This is a genomic window from Burkholderia aenigmatica, assembly GCF_048627025.1.
GTDB classification, from domain to species: domain Bacteria; phylum Pseudomonadota; class Gammaproteobacteria; order Burkholderiales; family Burkholderiaceae; genus Burkholderia; species Burkholderia aenigmatica.
In genome coordinates, this window is the sequence record NZ_CP184469.1 from 34296 (window position 1) to 52314 (window position 18019).

16 protein-coding genes, 1 rRNA gene, 1 pseudogene and 1 riboswitch are annotated in these 18019 nt (G+C 65.7%); of the genes and pseudogenes, 10 read left to right on the forward strand and 8 right to left on the reverse strand.

Going from position 1 to position 18019, the window contains the following annotated elements; genetic code table 11:
- Window positions 1-113 precede the first annotated feature (113 nt).
- Both rrf and ACN8ZM_RS17200 read left to right on the forward strand, forming a co-directional pair.
- Window positions 114-226 (forward strand): 5S ribosomal RNA (gene rrf / locus ACN8ZM_RS17195).
- 545 nt (window positions 227-771) lie between these two features.
- The gene (locus ACN8ZM_RS17200; RefSeq protein WP_420211837.1) at window positions 772-2196 is read left to right on the forward strand and encodes a DHA2 family efflux MFS transporter permease subunit; all 1425 of its coding nucleotides are present in this window, start codon (window positions 772-774) and stop codon (window positions 2194-2196) included.
- A 331-nt stretch (window positions 2197-2527) separates the two neighbouring features.
- Here ACN8ZM_RS17200 and ACN8ZM_RS17205 read toward each other — a convergent pair whose 3' ends face one another.
- The 3 genes from ACN8ZM_RS17205 to ACN8ZM_RS17215 all read right to left on the reverse strand — a co-directional run bounded on the left by ACN8ZM_RS17205 (window position 2528) and on the right by ACN8ZM_RS17215 (window position 5968).
- Window positions 2528-3301, reverse strand: a complete 774-nt coding sequence (locus tag ACN8ZM_RS17205; protein WP_420212629.1) for a 2OG-Fe(II) oxygenase — start codon at window positions 3299-3301, stop codon at window positions 2528-2530.
- 301 nt (window positions 3302-3602) lie between these two features.
- A complete protein-coding gene (locus ACN8ZM_RS17210) occupies window positions 3603-5195 on the reverse strand; it encodes an inorganic phosphate transporter (RefSeq protein WP_420211838.1) in 1593 nt (530 codons plus the stop codon).
- A 185-nt stretch (window positions 5196-5380) separates the two neighbouring features.
- A complete protein-coding gene (locus ACN8ZM_RS17215) occupies window positions 5381-5968 on the reverse strand; it encodes a histidine phosphatase family protein (RefSeq protein WP_420211839.1) in 588 nt (195 codons plus the stop codon).
- 45 nt (window positions 5969-6013) lie between these two features.
- Window positions 6014-6156: riboswitch (cobalamin riboswitch) on the forward strand.
- 32 nt (window positions 6157-6188) lie between these two features.
- Here ACN8ZM_RS17215 and ACN8ZM_RS17220 point away from each other — a divergent pair.
- Window positions 6189-6398 (forward strand): CbtB domain-containing protein, encoded by a 210-nt coding sequence (locus ACN8ZM_RS17220; protein WP_011353973.1) that lies wholly within the window; start codon window positions 6189-6191, stop codon window positions 6396-6398.
- Between the two features lie 13 nt (window positions 6399-6411).
- Window positions 6412-7134 carry a CbtA family protein gene (locus ACN8ZM_RS17225; RefSeq protein WP_420211840.1) on the forward strand — a complete coding sequence of 241 codons (723 nt, stop codon included), beginning with the start codon at window positions 6412-6414 and terminating at the stop codon, window positions 7132-7134.
- Window positions 7135-7156: 22 nt separating this feature from the next.
- Here ACN8ZM_RS17225 and ACN8ZM_RS17230 read toward each other — a convergent pair whose 3' ends face one another.
- Window positions 7157-8065 (reverse strand): LysR family transcriptional regulator, encoded by a 909-nt coding sequence (locus ACN8ZM_RS17230; protein WP_043180825.1) that lies wholly within the window; start codon window positions 8063-8065, stop codon window positions 7157-7159.
- Between the two features lie 126 nt (window positions 8066-8191).
- Here ACN8ZM_RS17230 and metE point away from each other — a divergent pair, with 126 nt between their 5' ends.
- From metE to ACN8ZM_RS17250, 4 genes and pseudogenes are all read left to right on the forward strand, one after another.
- Window positions 8192-10486, forward strand: a complete 2295-nt coding sequence (gene metE, locus ACN8ZM_RS17235) for a 5-methyltetrahydropteroyltriglutamate--homocysteine S-methyltransferase (protein WP_420211841.1) — start codon at window positions 8192-8194, stop codon at window positions 10484-10486.
- Window positions 10487-10617: 131 nt separating this feature from the next.
- A pseudogene (gene glyA, locus ACN8ZM_RS17240) lies at window positions 10618-10872 on the forward strand (serine hydroxymethyltransferase); the annotation flags it as partial.
- 72 nt (window positions 10873-10944) lie between these two features.
- Window positions 10945-11238, forward strand: coding sequence for a hypothetical protein (locus ACN8ZM_RS17245; RefSeq protein ID WP_244912038.1), 294 nt, complete (start codon window positions 10945-10947; stop codon window positions 11236-11238).
- Entirely contained in the window at window positions 11153-11575 is a 423-nt protein-coding gene (locus ACN8ZM_RS17250) for an epoxyqueuosine reductase QueH (RefSeq protein ID WP_420212630.1), read from the forward strand. The genes ACN8ZM_RS17245 and ACN8ZM_RS17250 overlap by 86 nt, the downstream gene beginning before the upstream one ends.
- A gap of 18 nt (window positions 11576-11593) precedes the next feature.
- Here the strand turns inward: ACN8ZM_RS17250 and ACN8ZM_RS17255 are convergent, their stop codons facing one another.
- From ACN8ZM_RS17255 to speB, 3 genes are all read right to left on the reverse strand, one after another.
- On the reverse strand, window positions 11594-13093 hold the full coding sequence (locus ACN8ZM_RS17255) for a purine-cytosine permease family protein (protein WP_420211842.1): 1500 nt from the start codon (window positions 13091-13093) through the stop codon (window positions 11594-11596).
- A gap of 172 nt (window positions 13094-13265) precedes the next feature.
- Entirely contained in the window at window positions 13266-14594 is a 1329-nt protein-coding gene (locus ACN8ZM_RS17260; RefSeq protein WP_420211843.1) for an MFS transporter, read from the reverse strand.
- 54 nt (window positions 14595-14648) lie between these two features.
- Window positions 14649-15605 carry an agmatinase gene (speB, locus tag ACN8ZM_RS17265; protein ID WP_420211844.1) on the reverse strand — a complete coding sequence of 319 codons (957 nt, stop codon included), beginning with the start codon at window positions 15603-15605 and terminating at the stop codon, window positions 14649-14651.
- A gap of 139 nt (window positions 15606-15744) precedes the next feature.
- Between speB and ACN8ZM_RS17270 the strand changes: the two genes are divergently transcribed.
- Window positions 15745-16656 (forward strand): LysR family transcriptional regulator, encoded by a 912-nt coding sequence (locus ACN8ZM_RS17270; protein WP_043181461.1) that lies wholly within the window; start codon window positions 15745-15747, stop codon window positions 16654-16656.
- Window positions 16657-16782: 126 nt separating this feature from the next.
- Here ACN8ZM_RS17270 and ACN8ZM_RS17275 read toward each other — a convergent pair whose 3' ends face one another.
- Window positions 16783-17247 carry an Lrp/AsnC family transcriptional regulator gene (locus ACN8ZM_RS17275; RefSeq protein ID WP_043180815.1) on the reverse strand — a complete coding sequence of 155 codons (465 nt, stop codon included), beginning with the start codon at window positions 17245-17247 and terminating at the stop codon, window positions 16783-16785.
- 134 nt (window positions 17248-17381) lie between these two features.
- Here ACN8ZM_RS17275 and ACN8ZM_RS17280 point away from each other — a divergent pair, with 134 nt between their 5' ends.
- A complete protein-coding gene (locus ACN8ZM_RS17280; protein ID WP_043180813.1) occupies window positions 17382-18008 on the forward strand; it encodes a LysE family translocator in 627 nt (208 codons plus the stop codon).
- The last annotated feature ends 11 nt before the right edge of the window (window positions 18009-18019 follow it).

Consider the following 18019-nt stretch of genomic DNA (forward strand, 5'->3'; position numbering starts at 1 on the left):
CTGATTACAGCGCGTCGGATTGGTTGGATTCTCGTGTGTGATACACACAACTCAAAATTACTGCTTCTTCCAAGATTGGTTGTGCTGCGAAGCCAGCACAACAACCCCTTTTGCCTGATGACCATAGCGAGTCGGTCCCACCCCTTCCCATCCCGAACAGGACCGTGAAACGACTCTACGCCGATGATAGTGCGGATTCCCGTGTGAAAGTAGGTAATCGTCAGGCTCCCTAAGCCAAGAACCCCCGCCCGAAAGGCGGGGGTTTTTGCATTGGCGCGGCGGAAATGCGCATGGGGCCGGGAGGGCAGCCTGGCGGGAACTAGGCGCCGAATGAGTCGATCCTGGCACCAGCCGTTCTCGAGCGATCCTCACGTTGCGTGCCTGAAATCACCTAGTGCGTTCTGCTGCACATCACATCAATCCCCTCCAGTTGGCGCTCAGCCAATGTCGTTCCCTCTACGTGTGAAGCTGTAATAGGCGACGATGCGCGACGTTCGTCGGAAATGCTCGATGAATGGCTCGTTTTGACGAAAGATTTCCTGAGCCATTCATCCTTCGGTGCGTTGCGTCGGTCTGATCATAGGCGTCATTCGGCGAACGCAATCTGAATTCGTCAAAGAAATCTATGCGCATAAAGTCCATCTGCGCGACATGCTCAGCAGAGCGGGGTGCAAGCCCTTCGGGGTAATATCGCCATTCGTCCCGATTCCCGGTGCTTCCAGGTACCCGCTGGCGGTCGGTGTCCTCCGTATTCCGTCTCCCGCATCGTTCATGACTGCCCGCTCTGCCCATAGTGATAGGACGACCGACTTCTTGCCGTATCTCGTCGCGGCGACCTTCTTCATGGAGTACCTCGACACGACCGTGATCGCGACTGCGCTGCCGCAGATGGCAAACTCGTTCGGTGTCGGGCCGAACGCACTGAGCCTCGGGATGACGGCCTACATGCTCGCGCTCGCGGTGTTCATCCCGATCAGCGGCTGGATCGCGGACCGACACGGTTCGCGCACGGTGTTCGGCAGCGCGATCGTGATCTTTACCGGTGCGTCCGTACTGTGCGGGCTGTCCAATGGCGTCGTGGCGTTCACGGCTGCGCGGCTGCTGCAGGGCGTCGGCGGGGCGATGATGGTGCCGGTCGGGCGAATGATCGTCGTGCGCAGCACGGAGAAGGCGAAGCTGATGCGCGCGATCGCGACGATCACGTGGCCCGGCATCGTTGCGCCGGTCGTCGGGCCGCCGATCGGCGGTTTCATTACGACCTATGCATCGTGGCGATGGATCTTCCTGCTGAACGTGCCGTTCGGCATCGCGGCGCTGGTCTGCACGTGGCTGATCGTCCGCAACACGCGCGCCGACGAGCAACGGCCGCTCGACTGGATCGGCTTCGTGCTCGCGGGCGGTGCGTTGACGTGCCTGTTGATCGGCACCGAAACGGCCGGCCAGCAGGATGCGCAGTTTGCCCGCGCGGGCCTGCTCGTGGGCGCGAGCGTGCTGTTCGGCATTGCCGCCTGGCTGCATGCGCGACGGTGCGAACATCCGCTGCTCGATTTCACGACGCTGAAGGTGCCGACGTTCTCGGTCACGGTGATCACCGGCTCGGTCACGCGCATGGCGATCAATGCCGTGCCGTACCTGCTGCCGCTGCTGTTCCAGATCGGCTTCGGGCTGTCGCCGTTCCAGTCCGGCCTGCTGCTGCTCGCCAGTGCGCTTGGCAACCTCGGCATGAAGGCAGGCACGTCGTGGGTACTCGACCGCTTCGGCTTCCGGCGCGTCGCGCTCGTCGACGTGACGATCGTCGGCTTCTTCACGATTGCGTGCGGGTGGCTGACCGCGTCGACGCCGCTGGCGATCACGCTGCTTGTCGTGTTCGTCTACGGACTGACGCGGTCGATGCAGTTCACGACGCTTGCGACGTTGGCCTATGCGGATATCCCGGCCCAGCAGACGAGTGCCGCCAGCACGCTGTGGAGCGCTGCGCAGCAGATGACGATCGGGATGGGCATCGCGTTCGGCGCGTTGTCGCTGCGGGTGGCAGCGCTGGCGCGCGGCGATGCGACGGGCGTTCACTACGTGCTCGACGATTTTCGCTGGGCGTTCGTCGCCGCGGGCGTACTCGCGTTGCTCACGTTACCGGGATATGCACGGCTGGCGGCCAATGCTGGCGATCGGCTGCGAGCGGGCATGGCGCGCGGGTAAGCCGGCCCGTCGCTCACGATTGCGCGACGGTCGGTGCGGGTTTTCGTTTCCGCTCGCGCACCTACGGGCGAGGCGCGACTCGGCGTGATACGCGATTTTCGAGACGATGCCGGTGTGATGCGTGAACTTCCCTGCATTTTATGCGCTAATCTGCCGCCAAGCCGCCAAGCCGCCAAGCCGCCAAGCCGCCAAGCCGCCAAGCCGCCAAGCCGCCAAGCCGCCAAGCCGCCAAGCCGCCAAGCCGCCAAGCCGCCAAGCCGCCGAACCGCCGAACCGCCGAACCGCCGAACCGCCGAACCGCATCGCCTCTCCCCGTGCGTGGCGATAGACGTCACTGCGCGTCGTGAAAGATGATGCCGACCGTATGACGATGACCGGCCCGGATGCGGCCCACGCCGTGACGCAGGTTGACGCGGTAAACGCCGCGCGTACCCTGCACCGGTCTGCCGTGGACCGCGAAAATCACCGCGTCGCCTTGTGTCAGCGGCACCACTTCCGCACGCGACTGCATGCGCGGCCGCTGTTCCGTCAGGACGAACTCCCCGCCCGTGAAATCGCGCCCCGGCGCCGACAGCAGGATGGCGACCTGGAGCGGGAACACGTGCTCGCCGTAGAGATCCTGATGGAGGCAGTTATAGTCGTCCGGGCCGTATTGCAGGATCAGCGGGGTCGGCCGTGTCTGTCCCGCTGCGTGACAACGATCGAGGAAGCTCGCATGGTCGTCGGGATACCGGGCGTCGATGCCGAGCGCCTGGTTCCAGCGATTCGCGATCGGCGCGAGATGCGGGTAGATCGTTGCACGCAACTCGGCAATGAGCGGAGGCAGCGGATAGGCGAAATACTTGTATTCGCCGCGCCCGAAGCCGTGCCGCGCCATGACGACGCGCGATCGGTAAAGCCCGTCATCCGGATAGCGCGACGCGAGCGCATCGCATTCGTGCGCGGACAGCAGGCCCGGCACGCGCGCGCATCCGTGGCGATCCAGCTCGGTAGCGACGGCTGCCCAGTCAAGCGCGTTCGTGCGTTGTGCGATGTCGTCGGATTCGACCGCGGGCTGCGGATCGGTACGAGGCACCGACTGGCTTCGCTGCGCGGCAGGCGGCATGAATAGAGGCAGCGAAGCGGTGTCCGGTGGCGTTGCGCGCATGATGGGATCCACGATGAGAGTCGATGGCCCCAGTCTAATGTCGCACGTATGCCAATGCGCTCCAGATCTTGCGCTTCAATTCGAAGAGGGGCGCGCGTGTCGCGCGAAGAAGCCAGGTGGTGCGACACCGGCCGATGCGAAGCGCGGTTCAGTGGAGCCAGGGAGCCGGGCGCGCGTCAGCGGAAAAGCGAGGGTCGAATCTGCACGAAGCGAAGCGAGGCGACGCGACCGGCTTTCACCGGCCGCCGTCGCCGCTCGTTCAGGCTACCGACCGGAACAACCAGTAGAGCCCGCCGGCAAGCACGATCGACGCCGGCAGCGTCAGCACCCACGCCAGCACGAGGCTGCGCACCGTGCCCCATTGCAGCCCCGAGCCGTTCGCCGCCATCGTGCCCGCGACGCCCGACGACAGCACATGGGTCGTCGACACGGGCAATCCGTACACGTCGGCCGCACCGATCGTGAGCATCGCGACGAGTTCGGCCGACGCGCCCTGTCCGTACGTCAGATGCTGCTTGCCGATTTTCTCGCCGACGGTCACGACGATCCGCTTCCAGCCGACCATCGTGCCGAGGCCCAGTGCAATCGCGACCGCAACCTTCACCCACGTCGGAATGAACTTGGTCGCGTGGTCGAGCTGCTTGCGATAGTTGTCGATCGCGAGCTTGTCGTCGGGGGCGAACGCGGGCTGCCCGGATTTCTCGATCAGGCGGATTGCTTCGGATACCAGATACATCGTGTTGCGTACGTTGTCGATGTCGCGTTGCGGCACGGCCGCCATCGAGCCGGACGCGCCGACCGCGGTCGCGAGCGACGTGGACAATTGCTGAACGGCGGGGATCACAGCCGGCGTCAGCTCGCGATGCTGTACGTAGAGCTCGACGTCGGCGCGCGGATTCGCGGAAGGTGCGACGCCGTTCGTGTACTTCCCGAACGTCGCGGCTGCCTGGTTCGCGACCGCGACGAACGTCTGCGTCTCGGCCGGCGTGACGGCCTTGTTTAACGCATAGGCGGTCGGCACCGTGCCGATCAGGATCAGCATGATGAGGCCCATCCCTTTCTGCCCGTCGTTCGAACCGTGCGCGAACGACACGCCCGTGCAGGTCAGGATCAGCAGGCAGCGAATCCAGAACGGCGGCGGCTGATCCTTCGGCGGCTCCTTGTACAGCTCCGGAATCCGCACGAGGGTTTTCAGCACGAGCAGCAGCAGCGCTGCACAGAGGAAGCCGACGATTGGCGAGAACAGCAGCGACTTGCCGACACCGAGCGCCTGGCCCCAGTCGACGCCGCTCGTGCCGGACGGCCCGTGCATCAGCTGGTTCATCAGCCCGACGCCGATGATCGACCCGATCAGCGTATGCGAGCTCGACGACGGCAACCCGAAGTACCAGGTCGCGAGGTTCCACACGATCGCGGCGATCAGCAGCGCGAACACCATCGCGAAGCCCGCACCGCTGCCGACCTGCAGGATCAGCTCGACCGGCAGCAGTTGCAGGATGCCGAACGCGACGGCGCCGCTCGAGATCATCACGCCGAGGAAGTTCCAGAGGCCCGACCAGATCACCGCGACGTTCGGTGTCAGCGAGTGCGTATAGATCACGGTCGCGACCGCGTTCGCGGTGTCGTGGAAACCGTTGACGAATTCGAAGCCGAGCGCGATCAGCAGTGCAGCGCCGAGCATCAGGTACGGGAACAGCGATCCTTCGCGCATCGGCGACAGATCGTCGATCAGGTGCGTGGCGATATAGACCGCACCAATCGCGAGCACCAGCAGGAAGACGGCATAGCCGAGCTGCCTGGTGCGCTCGACGGAACCCGAACTGTTCGGGGTAGACGAAGCAGGTTGATTCATGACGGTATCTCGTATGGGAACCGCGACCGATCCTAGCTTCGGCTAGCAGTCAGTTTGATGACAGTAGGGATGGCGAACGGTGGGGCTTGCGGCGACGTAAGGTGAACATCGCCATGCGATTGCGATACGGCACAACGCGTCGGCTGGCGTCGTGGCCCATATCGCGAACGCAACACGGCAGGAGGCTAGGCGCCAGTGTCGCGCCGATCGCCGTCCGCGATCAACATCCAGCCGTGCGGCGACGCAGCGAATGTCGTGCACGATAGCGGCGCCACGTCGATGCGGGTTGCCGCGCCGGAACCCATCCGCAGCGCATGCGCGACGGCCGCACGCACGATCGGCGCATGCGTGATGGCGACGATGTCTCGGCCGTGTTGCAGCGCGTTCAACCATGTGCCGACGCGGCGCATGGCTGCATCGAACGATTCGCCGCCGTGCGGCGACGCCAACGGATCGCCGATCCACGCGCCCAGCTCGTCAGGCTGGTCGCGCGCGAGGTCGTGCAGCCGCTTGCCGCGCCAGTTTCGGTAATCGATGTCGCGCAGCGCGTCGTCGATGTCGGCGTGCAGGCCGAGCGCATCGGCGGTCTGCACCGCACAGCGCGCCGGGCTGCACAGCACGAGCGAGCCGGCGACGTCCGTCCACCGGTCGCGCAGCGTCGCGGCGTCGGCGAGCCCGTGCGCGTCGAGCAGATCGTCGTCGGGAAACGTGCCGGTGCGCATCGCCCGGGTCGATGCGTGTGCAATCAGGCGCAGCGAGGCGTGCAGGTTCATGTGGGTTGTCGGGGGAGCCGGGACGGGCGCGTTCGCCCATTTTTCGCTGCTTCAACACGCGAACGTTCGCGCGTACAATTCGCCCGATACGAAACGCGGAAGCCGGTGCAATTCCGGCGCGGTCGCGCCACTGTAACCGGTGATCCATGATCCCGGAAGCCAGACCTGCCTTCGTACCCATCCAACATTTGTCGGGGCGCGATTCCCCTGAGGTGCATCCATGAGCGAAGCAGTGCTGAAGCCGGCGGTCGTACCGGCGCCCATCCCCGTCCGTGAACTGTTGCCGTGGGCCGTGTTCGTCGGCCTGATCCTGCTGCTCGCGATTTATTTCGTCGGCGCGGAACAAGGCGCAACGTCGCTCGTGCCGGGCATGTACGTGCACGAGTTCGTCCACGACGGCCGCCATCTGCTCGGCTTCCCCTGCCACTGACGCGGAGTTCACGATGGTCGGAAAGCTGCTCATGCGCGGGATGCTCGCAGGCATCGCCGCAGGCCTCCTCACGTTCGGTTTCGCGAAAATCGTCGGCGAACCGCAAGTCGATCAGGCGATCTCCTTCGAAGAAAAACTCGACGCCGCCAAGGGCGACGCGCCGGAACCCGAGCTGGTGAGCCGCCACACGCAGGCCGGCTTCGGCCTGCTGACGGGCGTCGTGACCTATGGCGCGGCGTTCGGCGGGCTGTTCTCGCTGGTCTTTGCATATGCTTATGGTCGCGGCAGCCGTCTCCCGGCACGACCGCTGGCCGCGTGGCTCGCGGTGGCGGCGTTCATCGCGCTCGTGATCGTGCCGAACATCAAGTACCCGGCCAATCCGCCGTCGGTTGGAGACCCCGACACGATCGGCTATCGCACGGGCCTGTTCTTCCTGATGATCGCGATCTCGATCGCGACGATGGTGTTCTCGGTCAGCGTGCGCCGCCATCTGCTGGCGAAGCTCGGGCAATGGAACGCGTCGATCGTCGCGGGGCTCGTGTTCATCGTGATCATCGCGGCCGTGCAGCTCGGGCTGCCGTCGATCAACGAAGTGCCGGCTGCTTTCCCGGCCGTCGTGCTGTGGAAGTTCCGCGCCGCGGCGATCGGCATGCAGGTGATCATGTGGACGACGATCGGCCTGCTGTTCGGCGCATGGGTCGAGCGCGGCGAACGTATCGGCATGCGCGCCGCCTGACGCGCACTGCCACGGGGCGCGCCTAGCGCAGCATGCGCGGCGCGCTCCACGTCGATTCGCGCGCCAGCGCGACGAACGCGGCCAGATAGTCGATCGACGCATCCGCCTCGCGGATGCCGAGGAAGATCTGCTTCGCGATCCCCTTCTTGCCGAGCTTGACCGGCACGACCGGCATCCGGTCGGCGTATTCGTCGGCCAGCCATCTCGGCAGCGCGGCCACGCCGCGCCCGCTCGCCACCATCTGCAACATGATGTCGGTCGTCTCGATCGACTTGTGCCGCTTCGGCACGATGCCGGCCGGCGTCAGGAACTGGTTGTAGATGTCGAGCCGGTCGGTTTCGACCGGATAGGTGATCAGGATTTCGTCGGTCAGCTGCTCGGGCGTCACGTAATCGGCGTTGGCGAAACGGTGTGCGTCCGCGACCACCAGCACCTGCTCGTAGTCGAACACGGGGTCGAAGCGCAGCCCCGGCTTGTTCAGCGGATCGGGGGTCACGAGCACGTCGATGTCGTAGCCGAACAGCGCGCCGATCCCGCCGAACTGAAAGCGCTGCTTCACGTCGACGTCGACGTCGGGCCAGCGCGACAGGTACGGCGACACGACCTTCAGCAGCCACTGGTAGCACGGGTGGCACTCCATCCCGATACGCAGCGTGCCGCGCTCGCCCTTCGCGTACTGCTTCATCCGCTCCTCGGCCAGCTCGAACTGCGGCAGCAGCCGGTTTGCCAGCTTCAGCAGATACTGCCCGCCCTGCGTCAGCCGCAGGCCGCGCCCCTCGCGATCCCAGATCGGCGTGCCGAGCTGCTGCTCGATTTTCCGGACGGTATGGCTGAGCGCCGATTGCGTGAGGTGCAGCGCGTTGGCGGCCGCAGTCAGCGAGCCCTGGCGCTCGACTTCACGAATGACGACGAGATGGAATCGTTCCAGCATGGTTATCGCTCATCCTGAATGTACATGAACAACTTTAATGGATAAATGAAATAATGCCATTTTATTTCATGGTTTGAAATACCTATCATGGTTGCCGGACCTTCACTACTCCTGGACGGCAGCGCCATGGTGACGACACACAATCTCGGTTTCCCGCGCATCGGCGCCAAGCGCGAACTCAAGTTCGGCCTCGAACGCTACTGGAAGGGCGAATCGTCGCGCGACGAACTGAAGGCGCTCGGCGCGCAACTGCGCGAGCGTCACTGGAGCGACCAGCGCGACCTCGATTTCGCGCCGGTCGGCGACTTCGCGTTCTACGACCAGGTGCTCGACATGAGCTTCACGCTCGGCAACCTGCCGAAGCGCGTGCAGGGCTTCCACGGCGATGCGCTCGACAACTATTTCCGTGTGGCGCGCGGCCGTTCGGCGCAGTCGGAAGAAGCGCACGCAGCGTGCTGCGGCGGCGTCGCGGCCGGCGAAATGACGAAGTGGTTCGACACGAACTATCACTACATCGTCCCGGAATTCCACGCCGACACGAACTTCTCGCTCGACCCGTCGCGCCTGCTGCAGCAACTCGCCGAAGCGAAGGCGCAGGGCGTGAAGGCGAAGCCGGTGATCATCGGCCCCGTCACGTATCTGTGGCTCGGCAAGGCGAAGGACGACTCGGATCGCCTCGCGCTGCTGCAGAAGCTGCTGCCGGTGTATGGCGCGCTGCTCGACACGCTGACCGCACAGGGCGTCGAATGGGTGCAGATCGACGAACCGATCCTCGTTACCGAGCTCGACGCCGAATGGCAGCAAGCGTTCAAGACCGCGTACGCGGCGCTCGAAACGCGCCGGATCAAGGTGCTGCTCGCGACGTATTTCGGCCAGCTGCAGGGCAACCTCGCGCTCGCCGCGTCGCTGCCGGTCGACGGCCTGCACATCGATGCGATCAACGCCCGTGACGAAATCGACGCGCTGGTGCGCGAACTGCCGGCGGAGCGCGTGCTGTCGGTCGGTGCGATCAACGGTCGCAACATCTGGAAGACGAACCTGAACGCCGCGCTCGACTGGCTCGAGCCGCTCGCGACCCAACTGGGCAGCCGTCTGTGGCTCGCGCCGTCGTGCTCGCTGCTGCATGTGCCGGTCGATCTCGCGAGCGAAGAGAAGCTCGACGCCGAGATCCGCGCGTGGCTCGCGTTCGCGCTGCAGAAGCTCGACGAACTGAAGGTGCTCGCGATCGCGCTGAACCAGGGCCGCGACAAGGTGGCCGATGCGCTGGCCGCGAACGCCGCCGCGATCCAGTCGCGCCGTCATTCGCCGCGCGTGAACAACCCGGCGGTGAAGGCTTCGATCGCCCGGATCGATGCGCAGCTCGGCAACCGCGTGAGCCCCTATACGCAGCGCGCGCCGAAGCAGTCGGCACGCCTTAACCTGCCGGCGTTCCCGACGACGACGATCGGCTCGTTCCCGCAGACCGGCGAAATCCGCCAGGCCCGCAGCCAGTTCAAGGCCGGCGTGCTGAATGAAGCAGGCTACCGCGCGGCGATGCAGGCTGAAATCGAACGCAGCGTGCGCGAGCAGGAAGCGCTGGAACTCGACGTGCTCGTGCACGGCGAAGCCGAGCGCAACGACATGGTCGAATACTTCGGCGAGCAGCTCGACGGCTATGCGTTCAGCCAGTTCGGCTGGGTGCAGTCGTACGGTTCGCGCTGCGTGAAACCGCCGATCCTGTTCGGCGACATCAGCCGCCCAAAGGCGATGACGGTCGAGTGGATCACGTATGCGCAGTCGCTGACGAACAAGCCGATGAAGGGCATGCTGACCGGCCCCGTGACGATCCTGAACTGGTCGTTCGTGCGTGACGACCAGCCGCGCTCGGTGTCGTGCTACCAGCTCGCGCTGGCGATCCGCGAGGAAGTGCTCGATCTCGAGAAGGCCGGTGTGCGCGTAATCCAGATCGACGAGGCCGCGCTGCGCGAAGGGCTGCCGCTGCGCCGCGCGCAGTGGGGTGAATACCTGAAGTGGGCGGTCGAATCGTTCCGCATCACCGCGAACGGCGTGCAGGACGATACGCAGATCCACACGCACATGTGCTATTCGGAGTTCAACGACATCATCGCGTCGATCGCCGACATGGACGCGGACGTGATCACGATCGAGACGTCGCGCTCGGACATGGAGTTGCTCGACGCGTTCGACAACTTCAAGTATCCGAACGAAATCGGGCCGGGCGTGTACGACATCCACTCGCCGAACATCCCGACGCAGGATCACATCGTCAGCCTGATGAAGAAGGCGGCCGAGCGGATTCCGGCGGAACGCCTGTGGGTGAACCCGGACTGCGGCCTGAAGACGCGCCAGTGGGCGGAAGTGATTCCGGCGCTGACGAACATGGTCGCCGGCGCGAAGACGCTGCGCAATCAGATGCAGTAACGCGCGAACGCTGCGTGCCTGCTGCCCGGATCGATGATCCGGCGGCGGGTGTCGCACCGATCGAGATCGTCCCGGGCCGGCCCCGGGACGTGTCGCTTCCCCTGCTTGTTTTGTTGGATCCCCTTCCTGCCATGTTCGAACGCAGCCACTACCCGCTCGACCCGACCGCCCCGGAACTGTTCGATGCCATCCAGGAAGAAAACCGACGCCGGGAAGATCACATCGAGCTGATCGCGTCGGAAAACTACGCGAGCCCGGCCGTGATGGCCGCGCAGGGTTCGCCGCTCACGAACAAGTACGCGGAAGGTTATCCGGACAAGCGCTATTGCGGCGGTTGCGAGTACGTCGACGTCGTCGAGCAGGTGGCGATCGAGCGTGTGCGTGCGCAGGTCGCCGAGCTGACCAAACGTTTCCCGATGTATTCGTGACAGCACGCTGAGGAGGGCAAGGTGAGAAATGTGGAAAACGACGCGATCGAACGGCTGCTGAAGTCGCTTGACGACGACAGCGACGATTGCCAGGCGATGTACGAAGAGGTCGGCCGTGCGGTGGTGGACCGACTGCGGCGGACCGATCGGGACGCGTTGCGTACCATTGCCCGCGCGTGGGTTGAATGCGATGAAGCACAAGCCGCGTTGCTCGACCTGGATTTTTTTTCTACGGAACTTGGCGCGGCGAAGGAACGTGGCGAGCTGGCTGACGCCATGCTGCGCAATGTGGTCGGGAAAGTCGTTTTCAAGGATCCGACATGATTACGATTGCGACGACTGGTTCGCGCGTGTGCGCGGGATGGAGCACGAGCCCGCGCGCGGCGTGCGCTGCAAGATGTGCTTCGACATGCGTTTCGAGCGCACCGCGCGCTATCCGGGGTTGATATCCCGGGAATACAGCGGGCGCCAGGGCGGCGGCTCGGCACGCATGATCGAGATCAGAAAGAGCGAGACGTTTTATCAGCAGGAGTACTGCGTATATGCGTATTCGCTGCGCGATACCAACCTGCAGCGCGAGGCGAACGGTTGTGAGCCGATCGGGGGTGGCGCGATGTATTACACGAAGGACGCGCCTGAGGTCGGCAACCCGGAACGCTGACGATTGCCGCTTGCTTCATCACATGCCCTGGTGTCCGGGCGTGCCGGTCGGTGCGTCAGGGGGCGGCGTTGCCGCGATCACCTGGCGCTCATGGTCCAGATCGAGCGAGCGGGACAGTAGCCAGTACACGGCCCCCGCGACGACCAGGCCGACGAGCCAGGCGATATCCACGCCACCGAGCAGGCGTGCGAACGGGCCGACGAAGATCTCGCGGTTCGCTTCGGCATCGACGATCGAGAAGAACGGCACCATCGCCCCGAAGCCGACCAGGTACGCGACGATGCCGCGCGGCTGCCAGGCGCCGTACAGGCCGCCCGGCGTGAAGAAATGCGCGATCGCATAGTGGCCGCGTCGCACGAAGAAATAGTCGACGAGGTTCACCGCGGTCCACGGCACGAGGAAGTAGAGCATCAGCGTCAGGAACGTTTGCAGCAGCGCGATGCCGTTGCCGCGGATCGCGAACACGCACGCGAGTACGAACATGCTGATCGCGACAATCGATGCGACGCGCGCGCGGCGCGTCGGCCGGATCGGCACGATCGAGTCGATACCGGTAAGCACGGTCAGCATCGCGCTGTATGCGTTGAGCGCGATGATCGGCAGGAAGCCGACGAGCGACACGATCGCGATCAGCTTGCCGAGGCCCGGCACGAGCGACGCGCCGACGTCGTTCATCGCGACCAGTGCGTCCGCCGCGTGCAGCTTCTGCGCGAGCCACGCGCCGAGCCCGATCATCCAGGTGCCCGACAGCGATGCACCGGCGAAGATCACCGCGATCAGCTTCGCGCGGCTGGTGTGTTTCGGCAGATAGCGCGAATAGTCGGACACGTAGGGCGCATACGAAATGTTATAGCTGGCGGCGATCGCAAACTGTGTGGCGAACCCGATCCAGTTGAAGCCCGGTGCGACGGCGGGTGAGGTGGCCGGTGCCGGCGCCGCGTGACCGAACGCGAGCGCGAGCGTGACGAGCGCATAGAGCGGCAGCGTCGCGATCAGTGCCCACGTGAAGGTCCGGTGCATCAGGTCGTGCCCGTAGATCGCGAGCAGCGCGCCGGTCGCGACGGCCGCGATCGCGACGAAACCGCCGTCGATCCCGAACACGTTGTGCACGCCGTCGACCAGCAGCGATACGTTGACGACGTTGAAGCCGACGAACACGAACAGCGTCGCGAGCAGCGCGACGATCACGCCGCGATAGCCGAATTGCGCACGAGACTGGATCATCTGCGGCAGCCCCATCTCGGGGCCCTGCGAGCCGTGAAACGCCATGAAGATCGTGCCGAACATGATCCCGAGCGCGCCCGCGAGCGTCGTCCAGCCGGCGGACAGGCCCATGCCGGGCCCGACGAAGCCGATCGAGATCGTGAAGAAATGGAAGTTGCCGAGGAACCAGAACGGCCCCTGGCTCGCGAGCTTCGCGTGGCGTTCGTGTTCCGGAATGTAGTCGATCGAGTGGTGCTCGATCGCCAGGCCGGCCGATTCGGTGTGGCCGAGATCGAGCGTGTCGGGGCGGTTCATGGCGGTCGTGTCTCCTGGGTCGCACGCGATTCGGCAAGGCGACCGCGTGCGCCTGCCTGCCGCGACGCCGTCGAGGCAGGCGATGAATGTGGGGTGAGGCAGGCGGTGCGGCGCACCGCCGGGCTGCCTGATGAAAAACGGGCAGGCGAGGTTGCCTGCCCGTTGCGGGACGTTACGCGGTGCGCGCGCTGCGCGGCAGCGGCACTTCTTCCTTCCGGCTCGGCGCACCCACATCGTCGATGCTGACGCGGCGCGAGATCAGCCACACGCACAGCGACGACAGGAGCGCGGCGCTCGTGTACTGGAGCGCGAGCGGCCACCACTGCGGCGCGGTGTTCTGCGCGATGATGGTCGCGACCAGCGGCGTGAGGCCGCCGGCGAGTGCGCCGCACACCTGGTACGCGATCGAGATCGCCGTGTAGCGGATCCGCGCGACGAAGATGCCGCTGACGAAGCCCGCGACGACCGCGTAGTAGCCCGATTCCGCGAGCGTCGCGAGGCCGACGCCGACCGTGATCGACAGCGGCGTGCCCATGTGCACGAGCGGCAGCATCAGGAATGGGACGATCGCTGCCCATGCGCCGGTGATCAGCAGCACGCGCGTGGTGCCGAAGCGCTGCGCGAGGAACGCGGCCGCGAGCTGCACGACGAACTGCAGCACCGCGACGATCGTCATGCAATGCAGCACCATCGACCGGTCGAGCGACAGGAACTGCGTCGCGTAGCTGATCATGAAGATGTTGCTGAAATACACGCCGGCGATGCCATACACGTTCGCGCCGATCGCGAGCAGCAGCAGCGGCCAGTACTTGAGCGCTTCGCGCAGCGGTTTTTGCGCGATGTTGCCGCTCTTCCTGATCTCTTCGAACTCGGGCGACTCCGACACGCTCGCACGGATCACGAAGCCGACGATCAGCAGCACGGAGCTCGCGAGGAACGGCACGCGCCAGCCCCAGCTCATCATGTCTTCCTTCGACAGCGTGCTGATCGCGCCGAACGCGAGCATCGACAGGATCAGGCCGCTCGCGCTGCCGAGCTGCGCGAACGATGCGAAGAACGTGCGCTTGCCTTCCGGCGCATGCTCGCCGGCGAGCAGCACCGCGCCGCCCCATTCGCCGCCCACCGCGATGCCTTGCAGCACGCGCATCAGCACGAGCAGGATCGGTGCGATCACACCGGCCTGCGCATGGGTCGGCAGCAGGCCGATCGCGACGGTCGACACGGCCATCAGCATCAGCGTTGCGAGCAGCGAGCGCTTGCGGCCGAAGCGGTCGCCGAGATAGCCGAACATCACGCCGCCGAGCGGCCGCGCGAAGAAGCCGACCGCGAACGAGCCGAACGACGCGAGCAGGCTGATGAAGCGGTTTTCGCCGGGGAAGAACAGCGGCCCGAACACGATGGCGGCGGCGGTCGCGTAGCTATAGAAGTCGTACCACTCGATCGTGGTGCCGACGAACGACGCGAGCGCCGCCCGCTTGGGTTGCTTGACGGAAGTCCCCATCTTGATATGTGCTCCTCTGGAATCCTTTGATTTGGAATAAGTGTGGCGCGAGGATCAGTCGCGGTACGCGACGCCCGGCAGCACGCACAGCAGCTCGTATGCGAGGTTCGCGCCGAGCAGCGCCGTGGTGCCGAACGGGTCGTACGGCGGCGCGACTTCGACGAGATCGCAGCCGACGATGTTCAAGCCCTTCGCGCCGCGGATGATCTCGAGCGCCTGCGGCACCGTGAGGCCCGCGATTTCCGGCGTGCCGGTGCCCGGTGCGTAGGCCGGGTCGATGCCGTCGATGTCGAAGCTGATGTAGACGGGCGTGTCGCCGACGCGCGCGCGCACTTCTTCCATCAGCGGCGCGAGCGACTTGTTCCAGCATTCCTCGGCCTGGACGACGCGGAAGCCCTGCTCGCGGCACCAGTCGAAATCCTCGGCGGCGTAGCCCGTGCCGCGCAGGCCGATCTGCGTGACCTTGTCGCCGTGCAGCAGGCCTTCTTCGACCGCGCGGCGGAACGGCGTGCCGTGCGCGATCTTTTCGCCCATCATCGTGTCGTTCACGTCGGCGTGTGCATCGACGTGGATCAATGCAACCTTGCCGTGCTTGCGGTGGATCGCGCGCAGGATCGGCAGCGCGATCGTATGGTCGCCGCCGAGCGTGATCGGCTTGCAGTCGTGCTCGAGGATCGCGTCGTACGCGGCTTCGATGCGCGCGATGGAATCGTGCAGGTTGTACGGATTGATCGCGACGTCGCCGATGTCGGCCACCTGCAGCGAATCGAACGGCGCCGCGCGCGTGGCCATGTTGTACGGGCGCAGCAGCACGGATTCGGTGCGGATCTGGCGCGGGCCGAAGCGCGCGCCGGTGCGGTTGGAGGTGCCGAGATCGAACGGCACGCCGACGAAACAGGCATCGAGGCCTGCGGCGCTTGCCACGTGCGGCAGGCGCATCATCGTGGCGATACCGCCGCAGCGCGGCATTTCATTGCCGCCGAGCGGCTGGAAATGGGTGTGTTCGTTCATGGGCTGTCTCTTCCGATGTGGGGTTGCCGTATCATGCGACGCGGCTTGGCGCACAGTTTTACGCGCTCAGCCGGGAAAGAAGAATGCGAAGATATCGACGTAAACATCGATTCTCATCGATGTATGGAAGGGGATGAGCGTGCTGGGGAATCTGTCGACCCTCGATCTGCGGTTGATCCGCGTATTTCTCGCGGTCACGGACGCGGGCGGCGTATCGGCCGCGCAGGCGGTGCTGAACGTCGGGCAGTCGACGATCAGCGCGCAGCTGTCGTCGCTCGAGACGCGACTCGGCTACCGGCTCTGCGAGCGCGGCCGCAGCGGCTTCCGGCTCACGCCGAAGGGCGAGCGGTTCCATGCGATGAGCCGCAAGCTGCTCGCGGCGCTCGACGAATTCGGGATGGCCGCGCGGCACATGGATCGCCAACTGGTCGGCACGCTGCACATCGGCCTGATCGGCCATACGCCGGTCAGCCAGAACGCGCGGATCGCCGAGGCGATCGCCGCGTTCCGCACCCGCGACGAGGCCGTGCGTTTCTCGATCTCCGTGCGCGCACCGGGCGATCTCGAGGAGAAGCTGCTGAGCGACGAGATCCAGATCGCAGTCGGCTACTTCTGGCACCGGGTGCCGTCGCTGCACTACACGCCGCTGTTCATCGAGCGCCAGGTCGCGTACTGCGGCCGTGGCCATCCGCTGTTCGACGGCGCCGGCGCGCTGACGCCGGCCGACGTCGCGGGCTTCGAATGGGCGTGGCGCTCGTATCCGCTGCCCGAAGCGCAGATGTCGACGACGCCTGACCGCGTGACCGCGACCGCCGACAACATGGAGGCCGTTGCGCTACTGATCCTGTCCGGCCACCACCTCGGCTATCTGCCGCAGCACTTCGCGGCGCCGTACGTCGCGCAGGGGCTGCTTACGCCGCTCAATCCGGAGCAGTTGCGCTACGACGTGACGTTCCACATGGTCGTCGCGCGCAACGGGCGCGGCAATCCGCTCGTGGAGGCCTTTCTCGAGGATCTCGAACGCGCGCACCAGCCGCCGGACATCGCGTAGGCCGCCGGCATCAACAATGTGGAGGAGTGTTGCGGCGGCGTGCCCCGACGCGGCCCACATCGATCGGCGTCGAAGTGACGAGCCGGCCGCAGGGTGCGGCTTGCGTGTGCCGTCCGCCAGCCGGCATCACGGTACCGGCAGCCCCGCGTCATGCTTGACCTCGCGCAGCGACAGCGCCGATTCGATCGACGTCACGCCGGGCAGCATCCGCAGCGATTCGCGCAGGAACGTGCCGTAATCGTCGAGATCGCGCGCCACGACCTGCAGCAGATAGTCGGCGGTGCCCGCCACGTTGTGGCACGCCAGGATCCGCTCGATGCCTAGCACTTCCCGCTCGAAGCGGTCGGCGGTCTTGCGGTCGTGCGTGGCGAACCGCACGAGCACGAACGCCACGACGCCGAAGCCGAGCGCCTGGCGTGACAGCTGCGCGCGGTAGCGCTCGATGTAGCCGTCGGTTTCGAGGCGCTTCAGGCGCCGCGCGCAAGGGGTCTCGGAGAGGCCCACGGTGTCGGCGAGGCGGGCGATCGGCAGGCGGCCGTCGCGCTGCACCGCGGCAAGGATGGCGCGGTCGGTTTTGTCGAGTTCGGTCATGTTGGCGGATTCCTGGTGCGGATTTGGTGATTGTGGCGGATTCCCCTACAGATCGCCAATCTTGAGCCAAAGATGGCCAATAATCCCTCGTCCTCTGGCGGCAACATATCGTCGTAAGAGGACAGGGGCAGACCATGATTTCCACGCATTTGCTGTTGATTTATCTCGCCGCGCTGGCGGCCATCTATGCGGTGCCGGGGCCGGACATGGCGCTGGTGCTGCAGACCAGCATCGGCCGCGGCGTGCGGCCGGGGATGGCGGCGGCGGCCGGCCTGTCGCTCGCGCGCACCGCGCACGTGACGCTGTCCGCCTGCGGCGTCGCGGCGCTGATCCGCAGCGCGCCGTGGCTGTACGAAGTGATCCGTTACGGCGGCGCGCTCTATCTCGCCTATGTCGCGATCCAGGTGTTCCGTTCGCCCGTGTTCGCACTCGGCGACGGCGACGCGGCGGCCTCGGCGGGCGAACTGCGCCAGTCGTTCGTGAAGGGCCTGCTCACCAACCTGCTGAACCCGAAGGCGCTGCTGTTCTGCTCGGTGCTGCTGCCGCAGTTCGTGCGCCCCGAGGCCGGGCCGGTCGTGTTGCAGATGTTCGAGCTGGGCGCGCTGCTGGTGGCGGCGGGCGTGTGCTTCGACCTCGCGTGCGTGTTCGGCGCGTCGCGGATCGCCGCGTGGATGCGCGCGCATCCGCTCGCGCAGACGGTGCAGCGCTGGACGTTTTCCGCGGCGCTGATCGGCTTTGCGCTGCGCCTGTCGATGGACTGAGCGCCGATGCG